The sequence below is a fragment of the Vibrio sp. S234-5 genome (assembly GCF_000960595.1).
GTDB lineage: Bacteria > Pseudomonadota > Gammaproteobacteria > Enterobacterales > Vibrionaceae > Vibrio.
This window is the reverse complement of the sequence record NZ_JZAM01000237.1, coordinates 191,187-204,800: the sequence shown is the minus strand read 5'-3', so window position 1 is coordinate 204,800 and position 13,614 is coordinate 191,187. Positions and strand designations below refer to the sequence as shown.

The following is a 13,614-nucleotide window of genomic DNA, read 5'->3' as shown; positions in this document are numbered from 1 at the left end:
GTGCAACACTGCCAAAGCAGCACGACACACAGTGTCAAGCACTTGGTCAGAAAGGCATATTAGCCCATAACACTCATTAAGTTAAATATTGGTAGGTACATGGCCGCGACCAAACCGCCGACCACCACGCCGAGAAAAACGATGATCAGCGGTTCAAGGATCTTACCGAGGTTATCCACGGTGTTGTCCACCTCGAACTCATAGATGGTCGCTATTCTATTGAGCATATCGTCGAGACGCCCCGACTCTTCACCGATCATCACCATTTGCAGCACCAGTTCGGGAAAGGCGTTGCTGTTGCGCATCGCAATGTACATGGGCATCCCTGCGGCGGTGTCGCGATAAACACTTTCAATCGCGTATTGATAGTGCAGATTGCCTGACGTTTTGCTGGTGGTTTGTAAGCTGGTTAGAATCGGGATGCCCGAGCTAAAACTGGTGGCTAATGTACGGCTGAACTTGGCAATCGCCGCTTTGGAAAACACGCCACCGAGTACTGGGAGCCTTAAACTGAGACGGGAAAACTTCAGTTTAACCTGATCGGACTTTCGACTGATGCTGCGCAACAGATAAACGGCGCTGATAAGGGAGATAAAAAACCAACTGCTATAAGCTTGGACAAAGTCCGATAAATTGAGCACCTTCTGCGTAAACCAAGGCAGCTCGGCACCAAAGCCGACAAACATTTTGCGAAACTCGGGAATCACTTGCGTTAGCATCAGATAAGAGACTCCCAAGGCGACGAGCACCACCATGCAAGGATAAATCAATGCTTTGATCACTTTGGAACGCAGCTCTTCGCTTTTTTCTCGATAGAGCGCCAAGCGTTCGAATACCAGTGCAAGGTTGCCTGACTGCTCGCCCGTCGCGACCAAATCCGTGTACAGCCCATCAAAGTGATGGCTGGCGGTTCGTAAGGCTTTGGACATTGGTGTGCCCGCTTCAATCGCTTTACTCACGTTGGTTAAAATGGACTTCATCTCCGCTTTGCGGTGGTTATCGGCGACCAGTTTTAGCGCTTGTAGGATCGGCACGCCAGTGGCGAGCATGGTCGAGATTTGGCGGGTGAAGACGGTGATATCGCGGCTTTTTACTCGGTGACTCATGCGGGTCAATATTGAGACGCTGGATTTTTTTATCTTACGGATCTTAATCTGCTGCGCATGCAGTTTGTCATGCACTTCGATTTCACTGATGGCTAACACATCACCTGACACTCTTTTGCCTGAGCTATTGATGCCTTTCCAGCGGTAATTTTTAATCTGCGTAGGCGCATTTACTTTCATGATCTCTCCTAGGCAAGTGAGGTTACAGGTAGAGCACGCGTTGCAGCTCAGCAATGCTGGTGATGCCTTGCTTGACTTTTTCCAGCCCGGATTCTCGAAGCGTCAGCATGCCTTTTTTCCTGGCGAGCATTTCCAAGCTTTGTACCGAGGCTCCTTTGAGCAGCGCCTCTGCCATCGCATCGTCAAAGGGCATCACTTCGTAAATGCCGACACGCCCGGAATACCCTTGATTGCATTCGTTACAGCCTTGAGGATTGGCGCGATACAGCCCATCTTGCTGATTTAATCCCAGCTCTTGCAATGCCGGTGAAAGGCGTTGTGGCTGCTTGCAATGGCGACACAAACGACGCGCTAGACGCTGAGCGATAATCAAGCTCAATGAAGAAGCGAGGTTAAAGCTGGCAATGCCCATGTTTGATAGGCGTACTATGGTCTCTGCGGCCGAGTTGGTATGTAGGGTGGATAGCACTAAATGCCCTGTTTGCGCGGCTTTAATGGCTATTTCGGCAGTTTCTAAATCACGAATTTCACCGACCATGACAATATCGGGGTCTTGACGTAAAAATGAGCGCAGCGCCTGTGCAAAGCCAAAGCCGATTTTGGGCTGCACTTGCACTTGGTTAATGCCGGGCAAGTTAATCTCTACCGGATCTTCGGCGGTAGAGATGTTGACTTCAGGGCGATTGAGTAGGCTTAAACCGGTGTAGAGTGAAACGGTTTTGCCGCTGCCGGTTGGGCCCGTCATCAAGATCATCCCTTGCGGCTTGCGCAGCGCGTTGAGATAGAGCTGCTTTTGCGTTTCGCTGTAGCCGAGTTTATCAATGTCCAAGTTGCTGCTGGAACTGTCGAGCAGACGCAACACGATTTTTTCGCCAAACAGTGTCGGTAGGGTAGAAACGCGCATATCAATCGCGGTGTTTTGGTTCAGTTTGAGTTTGATGCGCCCATCTTGCGGTAAACGCCGCTCGGCGATATCCAGCTTGGCGAGAATCTTAAGCCGTGCGGAGAGTCGACGGCTCAAATGGCTCGGTGGTTGCTGCACTTCGACCAAAATACCATCGCAGCGCAAACGCACGCGATACATCGCTTCATAGGGTTCAAAGTGAATGTCGGATGCGCCTTTACGCACCGCATCGAGTAAGATCTGGTTGATAAAACGGCTGACAGGGGAGCTGTCTTGGCTGAGATCTTCAATATTATCGACTTCATCGGCTGCCACATCGACTAAGTTGGCCAGCTCATCTTGGTGGATCTCTTTCAGTCCTGAGCGGTTATCTTGAGAAAGGGTGCGGCCATATAGGCGACGTATTGCCCCTTGCAACTGCTTAACATCGGCCAACACCATTTCCACTTGCAGCCCAGTGGCAAAGCGAAAGTCATCTTCGGCCTGTAAATTGGTTGGGTCGGCACTGGCGAGAATTAGCGCTGAGCGATTTTTTTGTAGCGGCAGGGCTTGGTGGCGGGTGATAAGCTCGCGCAACCCCAGTTGGTTGCACACGCTTTGGTAGTCATAGTGGCTAAGCTCGACGGGCGGCAAGCCAAACAGCGCGCTGAGATGTTCAGTCAGTTCTTCGGCTTGGAAAAAGCCCAGTTGCAACAACACCTCCGGTGCACTGGCACCGGAAGCATTGAGATGTTCCAAACAGGCTTGCTCTTGCGTTGAGCTAAGTAAATTAGATTGACGAAGGATAATTACAAGATTGTTAGTCATTGTTTTATCAAGAACAACCTTTAGGTTTTGTCTCAGAAGTTACTGCTGAAGCAGAGTTGGCAGTAATTGCGCAAACCCATCCTGTCGAAGACTTAGCATATTTGATAACAGCGGTATTAACTGAAGAGTTATCAAAAGTGAAAGTTGCAGATGCAGTGCTCACCGTTAGATCTGTTAGTGCTAAATCACCCAATCCACTCATTGTTTGAGTCGCACCGATATCGGCTAAAGTCATTCCAACATAAGTGCCTTTTTCTTGATGAAACATGTCGATATTTGTTAGTAGATTTCTGACGGTGGCGGAACCAGCAGCTAGTTCACTTTTTGTTACATAGCTTTTATATGCGGGCATGGCGACTGCCGTTAATACCCCAATAATTGCCACCACTATCATTAATTCAATCAGGGTAAAGCCCTGCTGTTTTGTTACTCGATTATGTTGTTTCATGTCGTTTCCTTGAATTCGGTTTAACCATGCTGCGTGAGCATGTTGAGCAGATTATGCAAGGTGTTGAATTGTTGGAATATCGACGCGACGACATCGCGAGTGAGCTAAAACTCTTTCATCGCCAATTACATACGATTAGCAAGGTTTTGCGAGTGGGTTAAGGTTTTAAAACGAAAAAGGGGCCGTTGGCCCCTTATAAGTAATAGCTTTGTTAACTATTTGAAACGCATGGATAAATCCATCGCCTTAATATGCTTGGTCAGCGCACCGACGGAGATGTAGTCCACGCCTGTTTCGGCATACTCGCAAATGGTGTCTAGCGTGACGTTGCCAGAGTTTTCCAGCGCTGTGCGGCCAGCGTTAATGGCCACCGCTTCTCGCATCATCTCAATGGTGAAGTTGTCGAGCATGATGATGTCGGCGCCCGCTTCAATCGCTTGGCGCAGTTCATCGAGATTTTCGGTTTCGACTTCCACCGGTTTGCCGGGGTTAAGCTCTTTGGCTTTAGAGATGGCTTGAGTAATGCCGCCGCAGGCAATGATATGGTTTTCTTTGATCAGATAGGCGTCAAAAACGCCGATACGATGATTAAAACCGCCGCCACACGCCACCGCGTATTTGAGCGCGCTGCGCAGCCCCGGAATGGTTTTGCGTGTATCAAGCAGTCGACACTGTGTATGAGCGATTTTTGCCGCGTACTGGGCGGTCACGGTCGCGCAGCCTGACAGGGTTTGGATAAAGTTCATCGCATTGCGCTCGCCGGTCAGAAGGTCGCGCGCAGGGCCTGTGAGCGTGCATAGGGTTTGGTTCGGCTCGACACGATCGCCATCCTTGACATGCCATTCGATCGTCACACGTCCGCCAAGTTGCTTGAACACTTCATCGGCCCATGCTTGACCACAAAAAACACCGTGCTCGCGGGTAATGATGGTGGCGCTGTTGATCGCATCGGCTGGGATAAGAGAGGCGGTGATGTCGTTGGCCGCATCCAAACTGCCACCGAGATCTTCTTTTAAGGTATCGGTAACCGAGCGGGTAATTTCCAGAGGAAGCTGCTGCTGCAAATAGTCAAGGCGTTGTTGGCTGTTATGTCTGTTGTTCATCGCAAATCTTATCTTGAAAGGTCGTTGGCAAGGAATGATACTCTCGGCTGGTAAGAATTTCAGCAGTTAATTTGCAAAGCAGAGAGGTGGATATGCAAGCTGTGATCACGTATGGATGGCTGCAAGGCGTCACCCATCGGCCGTCGCCTTTTTATGATGCCCGCCCCGCGGGGGAGCCTGTCTCACTGCTGGTGATCCACAACATCAGTTTGCCGCCAGGCGAGTTTGGTGGCCCCTATATTGAAGATTTTTTTCAGGGTAATTTGTCGCCCGACTTGCATCCCTTTTTTCAGGTGATAGCGAAAATGCGAGTATCGGCCCATTGTTTGATCAAACGCGATGGTGAAATTGTGCAGTTTGTCTCTTTTAACGATCGCGCGTGGCACGCTGGTGCTTCCAGTTTTGCTGGTGTTTCGCGTTGTAACGATTACTCCATTGGCATTGAGTTGGAAGGTACGGATTTTGTCGCCTACACCCCAGAGCAATATGCTGCGCTTACCCAAGTGAGCCAAACTATCATCGAACACTATCCGCACATTACGCCTTCGCGGATTACTGGGCATCAATACATTGCACCGCTGCGCAAAACCGATCCCGGCCTCAGTTTTGATTGGCGTCGTTACCGCGCGATGCTTGAAGACAATGACGACCTTTAAAGCGGCGGTGAGTCTGCACTGAATAAGAGTCTTGTGTCATAAAAAGGTAAGCTAAGTTGCTTACCTTTTTTATGCTCGTTAGTGGATGGAAAAAGCGTAACCCAGCGCCCGCTTTGACAAAATGAGCCGCGCTTAGATTCGCGTATTTGCCATTTTGTGACCAAACTGACCAGCACGTTATTCGCCCATCTGTTTCTACTTTGTAATTGGTCAGACCAATTCTATTGCTGTTTTAATATCCGGATGTTATCAAAGTGTTGAGGTGTGAGTTGTTCTATGATTTAGGTCAACTTTTGGCTGGACAGTGGCGTTTAAATTATGTTAATTTCTGCACCAACTTAAAATTGGTATTACCAATTGCCAGCAAAGCGAATTGCTAGTGAATTCAAGAGTAGAAGAACAATAAATTATGGCTTATCAAAGGATTCGTCAGCCAAAGCTCTCCGATGTGATTGAACAGGAATTGGAGCGGCTGATAGTGGAAGGAACGCTCTCACCTGGCCAGCAACTCCCACCGGAAAGGGAGCTTGCTAAACAGTTTGAGGTTTCGCGTCCCTCCATCAGAGAAGCCATTCAGCGCCTGGAAGCCAAACGTCTACTGACCCGTCGTCAAGGGGGCGGAACGTTTGTCAGCGATCGCATTTGGCAGAGTTTTTCCGATCCTCTGCTAAATTTATTGTCTAGCCACTCCGAGACTCAACTGGACTTACTGGAAGCGCGTCATGCGCTGGAAGGTATTTGCGCTTATTTTGCGGCGTTGCGCGGTACCGAAGAAGATTTTGCCCGTATTCAAACCTGCGTTTCCCGAATCGCTGAGGTTCAGGAAAAGAAAGACGCCGATGCGGAAGCTGAACAAGTGATGGCGTTCCTCATCGCGATTACTGAAGCGGCACACAACGTCGTACTGCTGCACATCGTACGTAGCCTTGCGCCTTTGCTTGAGCAAAATATTCGACAGAATTTTAAATTATTACATCGCCGCCCAGAAGCGGTTGAGAAAGTAAGTAAGCACCGGGCTAATATCGTGGATGCGATTGTTTCAGGTCAGCCAGAAAAGGCGCGTGAAATGTCCCATTCTCACTTAGCTTATATCGAAGAAACGTTGTTGGATTTGACTCGTGAACAGACTCGCCGTGAGCGATCGCTGCGTCGAATTCAACAAGGTAATGAGCCGCAATAGTGGTTCATTGCGATTCAAACTAGATCCAACCAACAGAAGGATAGATCGCCATGTCTGACATGAAGCATGACGTAGATGCACTGGAAACTCAGGAGTGGTTAGCCGCGCTTGAGTCAGTTGTACGTGAAGAAGGCGTAGAGCGTGCGCAGTTCCTACTTGAAGAAGTTCTGGAAAAAGCACGTCTAGACGGTGTTGATATGCCAACCGGTATCACAACCAACTACATCAACACGATTCCTGCAGCCCAAGAACCAGCTTACCCAGGCGACACTACGATCGAACGCCGTATTCGTTCAATCATTCGCTGGAACGCAATTATGATCGTTCTTCGTGCATCGAAGAAAGATTTGGATCTGGGCGGCCATATGGCGTCATTCCAGTCGTCAGCGGCGTTCTATGAGACATGTTTCAACCACTTCTTCCGTGCTCCTAACGAAAAAGATGGTGGCGATTTGGTTTACTACCAAGGTCACATCTCTCCTGGGATTTACGCGCGTGCATTCGTTGAAGGCCGCCTGACTGAAGAGCAGCTAGACAACTTCCGTCAAGAAGTGGATGGCAAAGGCATTCCTTCCTACCCACACCCGAAATTAATGCCAGAATTCTGGCAATTCCCAACCGTATCTATGGGTTTGGGTCCAATTTCTGCCATCTACCAAGCGCGCTTCCTCAAGTATCTGGAAGGCCGTGGTATGAAAGACACCTCAGAGCAGCGCGTTTATGCGTTTCTAGGTGACGGTGAGATGGATGAGCCAGAATCACGCGGCGCGATCTCTTTCGCTGCACGTGAAAAACTGGACAACCTATGTTTCCTCATCAACTGTAACCTGCAGCGTCTGGACGGCCCAGTAATGGGTAACGGCAAGATCATCCAAGAACTGGAAGGTCTGTTCAAAGGTGCTGGCTGGAACGTGGTGAAAGTTATCTGGGGTAACGGCTGGGATAAACTGCTGGCGAAAGACACCACAGGTAAACTGCTGCAGCTGATGAACGAAACCATCGACGGCGACTACCAAACCTTTAAAGCGAAAGATGGCGCGTACGTTCGCGAGCATTTCTTCGGTAAATACCCAGAAACAGCGGCTCTTGTTACTGACATGACCGATGATGAGATCTTCGCGCTGAAACGCGGTGGTCATGAGTCTTCTAAACTGTACGCAGCGTTCAAGAACGCTCAAGAGACCAATGGTCGCCCAACGGTTATCCTAGCGAAAACCGTTAAAGGTTACGGCATGGGTGAAGCGGCAGAAGGTAAGAACATTGCACACCAAGTGAAGAAGATGGATATGACGCACGTACTAGCGATGCGTAACCGTCTTGGCCTGCAAGATCTGATCTCTGACGAAGAAGTGAACAAACTGCCTTACCTGAAACTGGAAGAAGGCTCGAAAGAATACGAATACCTGCACGCTCGTCGTAAAGCGCTGCACGGTTACACGCCACAGCGTCTGCCTAACTTCACTCAGGAACTGGTGATTCCAGAACTGGAAGAGTTCAAACCGCTTCTGGAAGAACAGAAACGTGAAATCTCTTCAACGATGGCTTACGTGCGTGCACTGAACATCCTGTTGAAAGACAAAAACATTGGTCAAAACATTGTTCCTATCATCGCTGATGAAGCGCGTACTTTCGGTATGGAAGGTCTGTTCCGTCAAATAGGTATCTACAACCCGCACGGTCAGAACTACACCCCACAAGATCGCGATATCGTTTCTTACTACAAAGAAGCGACTTCAGGTCAGGTACTGCAAGAAGGTATCAACGAGCTGGGTGCGATGTCATCTTGGGTTGCGGCTGCGACGTCTTACAGCACCAACAACCTGCCGATGATCCCGTTCTACATCTACTACTCTATGTTCGGTTTCCAACGTGTTGGCGACATGGCGTGGATGGCGGGCGACCAACAAGCGCGTGGCTTCCTACTGGGTGCTACTGCGGGTCGTACCACACTGAACGGTGAAGGTCTGCAGCACGAAGATGGTCACTCGCACATTCTGGCGGGCACAGTACCAAACTGTATCTCTTACGATCCGACTTTTGCTTACGAAGTTGCGATTATCATGCAAGACGGTATCCGTCGCATGTACGGCGATCAAGAGAACGTGTTCTACTACCTAACGCTGATGAACGAAAACTACGCGCATCCAGCAATGCCAGAAGGTTCTGAAGAAGGTATCCGTAAAGGTATCTACAAACTGGAAACTCTGTCTGGTTCTAACGGTAAAGTTCAGTTGATGAGCTCTGGTACTATCATGAACGAAGTGCGTAAAGCGGCTGTTATCCTGAGCGAAGAATACGGCATCGCCTCTGATGTTTACTCGGTAACCTCATTCAACGAACTGGCTCGTGATGGCCAAGCGTGTGATCGTTTCAACATGCTGCACCCAGAAGCAGATGTGAAAGTGCCTTACATCGCTCAAGTGATGGGTACTGAGCCTGCTATCGCAGCGACTGACTACATGAAGAACTACGCTGACCAAGTTCGCGCGTTCATCCCAGCACAGTCTTACAAAGTACTGGGTACTGACGGTTTCGGTCGCTCAGACAGCCGTGAAAACCTACGTCGTCACTTCGAAGTGAACGCAGGTTACGTGGTGGTTGCTGCTCTAAACGAACTAGCGAAACGTGGTGAAGTTGAGAAATCTGTGGTGGCGGAAGCTATCAAGAAATTCAACATCGACACTGAAAAAACAAACCCGCTATACGCTTAATTGAAGGTAGGAAAGAATAATGGCAATCGAAATTAATGTACCTGATATCGGTGCGGATGAGGTTGAAGTTACTGAGATTCTTGTAAGCGTTGGCGACAAGGTTGAAGAAGAGCAGTCACTAATTACTGTAGAAGGCGACAAAGCTTCTATGGAAGTACCAGCATCTCAAGCGGGTATCGTAAAAGAAATCAAAGTGGTTGCTGGTGACAAAGTAACGACTGGCTCTCTGATCATGGTCTTTGAAGCGGAAGGTGCAGCAGCGGCTGCACCAGCTCCAGCGGCAGAAGCAGCTCCGGTAGCTGCACCTGCAGCAGCAAGTGAACTAAAAGAAGTTTGTGTACCGGATATCGGTGGCGACGAAGTTGAAGTGACTGAAATCATGGTTGCTGTTGGCGATTCAATCGCTGAAGAGCAATCTCTACTCACAGTAGAAGGTGATAAAGCGTCAATGGAAGTACCAGCGCCATTCGCTGGTACTCTAAAAGAAATCAAAGTTGCAGCTGGCGATAAAGTATCAACTGGCTCACTAGTGATGATCTTCGAAGTGGCAGGTTCAGGCGCAGCAGCTCCTGCACCAGTTGCAGCGGCAGCTCCGGCAGCGGCACCAGCAGTATCTGTCGCCGGAACGCCGGAACGCAAAGAAGTTAACGTTCCTGATATCGGCGGCGACGAAGTTGAAGTCACTGAAATCATGGTTGCAGTTGGCGATACCGTATCTGAAGAGCAATCTCTGATTACTGTGGAAGGCGACAAAGCATCTATGGAAGTACCTGCTCCGTTTGCTGGTACGGTTAAAGAAATCAAAGTTGCAGCTGGCGACAAAGTTTCTACTGGTTCTCTAATCATGGTGTTTGAGGTGGCCGGCACTCCGGTGGCGGGCGCAGCGCCAGTTGCAGCAGCGGCACCAGCTCAAGCAGCAGCTCCTAAAGCTGAAGCGGCGAAACCTGCAGCAGCTCCAGCAGCAATTGAGTTTGAAGAGAACAACGAGTACGCGCACGCGTCTCCAGTGGTTCGTCGCCTAGCGCGTGAATTCGGCGTTAACCTGTCTAAAGTGAAAGGTTCAGGCCGTAAGAGCCGCATTCTGAAAGAAGACGTTCAGAACTATGTGAAAGAAGCGCTGAAACGTCTGGAGTCAGGCGCAGCATCAGCCGCATCTGGCAAAGGCGACGGCGCGGCACTAGGTCTGCTACCTTGGCCAAAAGTGGACTTCAGCAAGTTCGGTGAAACTGAAATTCAGCCACTGTCTCGCATTAAGAAGATCTCTGGCGCGAACCTGCACCGTAACTGGGTGATGATCCCGCACGTTACACAGTGGGATAACGCAGACATCACTGAGCTAGAAGCATTCCGTAAAGAGCAGAACGCGATCGAAGCGAAGAAAGATTCAGGCATGAAGATCACGCCACTGGTGTTCATTATGAAAGCTGCGGCGAAAGCTCTAGAAGCGTTCCCGGCGTTCAACTCTTCTCTGTCTGAAGACGGTGAGAGCTTGATCCTGAAGAAATACGTGAACATCGGTATCGCAGTCGATACACCAAACGGTCTGGTTGTTCCTGTATTCAAAGACGTGAACAAGAAAGGTATCTACGAGCTGTCTGAAGAGCTGGCCGTCGTATCGAAGAAAGCACGTGCAGGTAAACTGACGGCGGCAGACATGCAAGGCGGCTGTTTCACCATCTCAAGTCTGGGTGGTATCGGCGGTACCGCATTCACACCAATCGTGAACGCACCAGAAGTGGGTATCCTTGGCGTGTCTAAGTCTGAGATCAAGCCAGTGTGGAACGGCAAAGAGTTTGCTCCACGTCTGCAACTTCCTCTGTCTCTGTCCTACGACCACCGTGTGATAGATGGCGCTGAAGGTGCGCGTTTCATTACTTACCTAAACGAGTGTCTGTCTGACATTCGCCGTCTGGTTCTGTAATAGAAAACTCAAGAGGCGGCCTTATGCCGCCTCTGTTAATAGAATTGTCTGACAATTTGGTGAATCGCCGTTCTCAATTGGCTTTTTATGCACTGAATTGTCGTCTGGCTCACAGGCTAAATTGATTTACTTTTCACACCATTAACATCTCTGTAAACTGTTGGCGGTCTGAAAAAATGTTTAAAACAAACCACTCTTAAATTAAACAAAAAATCAAAACTCACTCAGCCTGTTAGGGATAATGACTACAAGAGGTCAAAATGAGCAAAGAAATTAAAGCCCAGGTGGTAGTACTTGGTGCCGGTCCTGCTGGTTACTCCGCTGCATTCCGCTGTGCAGACTTAGGTCTGGACACTGTTCTTATCGAACGTTACAACACTCTTGGTGGTGTGTGTCTCAACGTGGGTTGTATCCCATCGAAAGCACTACTGCACGTAGCTAAAGTTATCGAAGAAGCTAAAGCGCTGGCTGAGCACGGCATCGTATTTGGCGAACCGCAAACCGACATCGACAAGATTCGTCTGTGGAAAGAAAAAGTAATTAACCAACTGACTGGCGGTCTTGGCGGTATGGCTAAGATGCGTAAAGTGAACGTGGTTAACGGTTTTGGTAAGTTCACTGGACCTAACACGATTGAAGTGGAAGGCGAAGATGGTAAAACCGTGGTTAACTTCGACAACGCCATCGTTGCAGCGGGTTCTCGCCCAATCAAACTGCCATTTATTCCTCATGAAGACCCACGCATTTGGGACTCAACGGACGCGCTTGAGCTGAAAGAAGTCCCAGGAAAACTGCTGATCATGGGCGGTGGTATCATTGGTCTGGAAATGGCGACGGTTTACCACTCACTAGGCTCTAAAATTGATGTGGTTGAGATGTTTGACCAACTTATCCCAGCTGCGGATAAAGACATCGTTAAAGTCTACACCAAACGTATCAGCAAGAAATTCAACCTGATGCTGGAAACCAAAGTAACAGCCGTTGAAGCGAAAGAAGACGGTATCTACGTTTCAATGGAAGGCAAAAAAGCCCCAACTGAAGCTGAGCGTTACGACGCGGTTCTAGTCGCTATCGGTCGTGTACCAAACGGTAAACTGCTGGATGCTGAAAAAGCAGGTCTGGAAGTGGATGAGCGTGGCTTTATCAACGTTGACAAGCAAATGCGCACTAACGTTCCGCACATTTTCGCCATCGGTGACATTGTGGGTCAACCAATGTTGGCGCACAAAGGTGTGCATGAAGGCCACGTCGCTGCGGAAGTGATTTCTGGTAAGAAACACTACTTCGATCCTAAAGTAATTCCTTCAATTGCTTACACTGAGCCAGAAGTGGCATGGGTGGGTAAGACAGAGAAAGAAGCGAAAGCTGAAGGCATTAACTACGAAGTAGCCACCTTCCCGTGGGCTGCATCAGGCCGTGCAATTGCATCTGACTGTGCTGACGGTATGACTAAGCTGATCTTTGATAAAGAGACTCACCGCGTTATCGGTGGTGCTATCGTGGGTACTAACGGTGGCGAACTGCTGGGCGAAATCGGTCTGGCTATTGAGATGGGCTGTGATGCAGAAGATATCGCTCTGACCATCCACGCTCACCCAACTCTGCACGAGTCTGTGGGCCTGGCGGCAGAAGTGTTTGAAGGGACCATCACAGACCTGCCAAACGCCAAAGCGAAAAAGAAAAAGTAATTTCTAAGCGCCAAATGATAAAAACCGCTGATTGTTCAGCGGTTTTTTTATGGCTTTTATTGATTGCTAAACAGATCAGTTTCCTGCGGTAATAAAAAAGGTTGATACCCGAGTATCAACCTTAAACTATTCCTAGCACCTAGCACCTAGAACTGCTTAGTTCTCACCCTTATAAATGCAAAGCATTTGCAGGTAGCTGTTGACGAGTTTGGTCAGTTCCGCTTCACTCTTGGCACGATTGGCTTGCACAAACAGTGAGTAGCAGATGCCGAGGAACATATTCGCCAGATCTTCTGGGCTGTGTTTGTCACACACCTCGCCACGCTCGATGGCACGAACAAACATGTTCTGTACCAGCAGTTGGTTAGTGCGGTTGGTGGTGACAAATAGTGGCCATACTTCATCACGCGTTGATGCGCTCCATTCAAACCACACTTTGAGCCAATGACAGTCTTGAGTCACCAGTTCAATCATCGCGTTGGTGATGTTTTTGAGGTTATCTTGCGCGTGAATGTCGAGATCAATGTTATCCGACAGGAAATTAGAGAACTGACGAACGACATGATTGAGTACCTCATCAACCAGATCTTCACGTGTCGGGAAATAGTTAAACACGGTGGCGACAGAAACCTGTGCAATCTCGGCGATGTCTGCGTGACCACCGCGGCCGATGCCACGACGAGCAAACACTTCCAGTGCGATTTCCATCAGTTGTTGTTTACGTTTCAGTGGAGATAAACGAGTTCGAGGTCTCTTTGCTATTGAGTCCATAATAAGTTCCTTGCCAATGAGTTGGTATGTATAAAAAGTTATTCGGAACGCTAGTCCCTATTGATTGTTTTAATAATTGCTCTAAGCATCATGAGTGTAATGGTGCATATGCTTTGGGTCAACAAATTATGCCCAAGAA

Annotated in this window: 10 protein-coding genes; 5 read left to right on the top strand and 5 right to left on the bottom strand. The window is 49.0% G+C overall.

Going from position 1 to position 13,614, the window contains the following annotated elements; genetic code table 11:
- Positions 1–59: 59 nt before the first annotated feature.
- From UF06_RS15295 to nadC, 4 genes are all read right to left on the bottom strand, one after another.
- Positions 60–1,286, bottom strand: a complete 1,227-nt coding sequence (locus UF06_RS15295) for a type II secretion system F family protein (RefSeq protein ID WP_045571205.1) — start codon at positions 1,284–1,286, stop codon at positions 60–62.
- Between the two features lie 22 nt (positions 1,287–1,308).
- On the bottom strand, positions 1,309–2,997 hold the full coding sequence (pilB, locus tag UF06_RS15290; RefSeq protein ID WP_045571204.1) for a type IV-A pilus assembly ATPase PilB: 1,689 nt from the start codon (positions 2,995–2,997) through the stop codon (positions 1,309–1,311).
- Positions 2,998–3,004: 7 nt separating this feature from the next.
- On the bottom strand, positions 3,005–3,445 hold the full coding sequence (locus UF06_RS15285) for a prepilin-type N-terminal cleavage/methylation domain-containing protein (protein ID WP_045571203.1): 441 nt from the start codon (positions 3,443–3,445) through the stop codon (positions 3,005–3,007).
- A gap of 215 nt (positions 3,446–3,660) precedes the next feature.
- Positions 3,661–4,548: a carboxylating nicotinate-nucleotide diphosphorylase gene (gene nadC, locus UF06_RS15280; RefSeq protein ID WP_045571202.1), complete on the bottom strand. Its 888-nt coding sequence runs from the start codon at positions 4,546–4,548 to the stop codon at positions 3,661–3,663.
- Positions 4,549–4,640: 92 nt separating this feature from the next.
- Here nadC and ampD point away from each other — a divergent pair, with 92 nt between their 5' ends.
- The 5 genes from ampD to lpdA all read left to right on the top strand — a co-directional run bounded on the left by ampD (position 4,641) and on the right by lpdA (position 12,704).
- Positions 4,641–5,204, top strand: a complete 564-nt coding sequence (gene ampD, locus UF06_RS15275; protein WP_045571201.1) for a 1,6-anhydro-N-acetylmuramyl-L-alanine amidase AmpD — start codon at positions 4,641–4,643, stop codon at positions 5,202–5,204.
- Between the two features lie 409 nt (positions 5,205–5,613).
- Positions 5,614–6,384, top strand: a complete 771-nt coding sequence (pdhR, locus tag UF06_RS15270; RefSeq protein ID WP_039430445.1) for a pyruvate dehydrogenase complex transcriptional repressor PdhR — start codon at positions 5,614–5,616, stop codon at positions 6,382–6,384.
- Positions 6,385–6,434: 50 nt separating this feature from the next.
- Complete coding sequence (gene aceE, locus UF06_RS15265) at positions 6,435–9,095, top strand: pyruvate dehydrogenase (acetyl-transferring), homodimeric type (RefSeq protein WP_045571200.1); 2,661 nt, start codon at positions 6,435–6,437, stop codon at positions 9,093–9,095.
- A gap of 19 nt (positions 9,096–9,114) precedes the next feature.
- Entirely contained in the window at positions 9,115–11,016 is a 1,902-nt protein-coding gene (gene aceF, locus UF06_RS15260) for a pyruvate dehydrogenase complex dihydrolipoyllysine-residue acetyltransferase (RefSeq protein ID WP_045571199.1), read from the top strand.
- A gap of 260 nt (positions 11,017–11,276) precedes the next feature.
- The gene (gene lpdA, locus UF06_RS15255) at positions 11,277–12,704 is read left to right on the top strand and encodes a dihydrolipoyl dehydrogenase (RefSeq protein WP_045571198.1); all 1,428 of its coding nucleotides are present in this window, start codon (positions 11,277–11,279) and stop codon (positions 12,702–12,704) included.
- A gap of 156 nt (positions 12,705–12,860) precedes the next feature.
- Here the strand turns inward: lpdA and UF06_RS15250 are convergent, their stop codons facing one another.
- Positions 12,861–13,475: a LuxR/HapR/OpaR family quorum-sensing transcriptional regulator gene (locus UF06_RS15250; RefSeq protein ID WP_045571197.1), complete on the bottom strand. Its 615-nt coding sequence runs from the start codon at positions 13,473–13,475 to the stop codon at positions 12,861–12,863.
- Between the last annotated feature and the right edge of the window lie 139 nt (positions 13,476–13,614).

Excerpts from the sequence above, each read along its gene's own strand:
- UF06_RS15285 (WP_045571203.1), bottom strand. The coding sequence starts at position 3,445 with ATGAAACAACATAATCGAGTAACAAAACAGCAGGGCTTTACCCTGATT.
- aceF (WP_045571199.1), top strand. The coding sequence starts at position 9,115 with ATGGCAATCGAAATTAATGTACCTGATATCGGTGCGGATGAGGTTGAA.
- ampD (WP_045571201.1), top strand. The coding sequence starts at position 4,641 with ATGCAAGCTGTGATCACGTATGGATGGCTGCAAGGCGTCACCCATCGG.
- pilB (WP_045571204.1), bottom strand. The coding sequence starts at position 2,997 with ATGACTAACAATCTTGTAATTATCCTTCGTCAATCTAATTTACTTAGC.
- pdhR (WP_039430445.1), top strand. The coding sequence starts at position 5,614 with ATGGCTTATCAAAGGATTCGTCAGCCAAAGCTCTCCGATGTGATTGAA.
- UF06_RS15250 (WP_045571197.1), bottom strand. The coding sequence starts at position 13,475 with ATGGACTCAATAGCAAAGAGACCTCGAACTCGTTTATCTCCACTGAAA.
- aceE (WP_045571200.1), top strand. The coding sequence starts at position 6,435 with ATGTCTGACATGAAGCATGACGTAGATGCACTGGAAACTCAGGAGTGG.
- lpdA (WP_045571198.1), top strand. The coding sequence starts at position 11,277 with ATGAGCAAAGAAATTAAAGCCCAGGTGGTAGTACTTGGTGCCGGTCCT.
- nadC (WP_045571202.1), bottom strand. The coding sequence starts at position 4,548 with ATGAACAACAGACATAACAGCCAACAACGCCTTGACTATTTGCAGCAG.
- UF06_RS15295 (WP_045571205.1), bottom strand. The coding sequence starts at position 1,286 with ATGAAAGTAAATGCGCCTACGCAGATTAAAAATTACCGCTGGAAAGGC.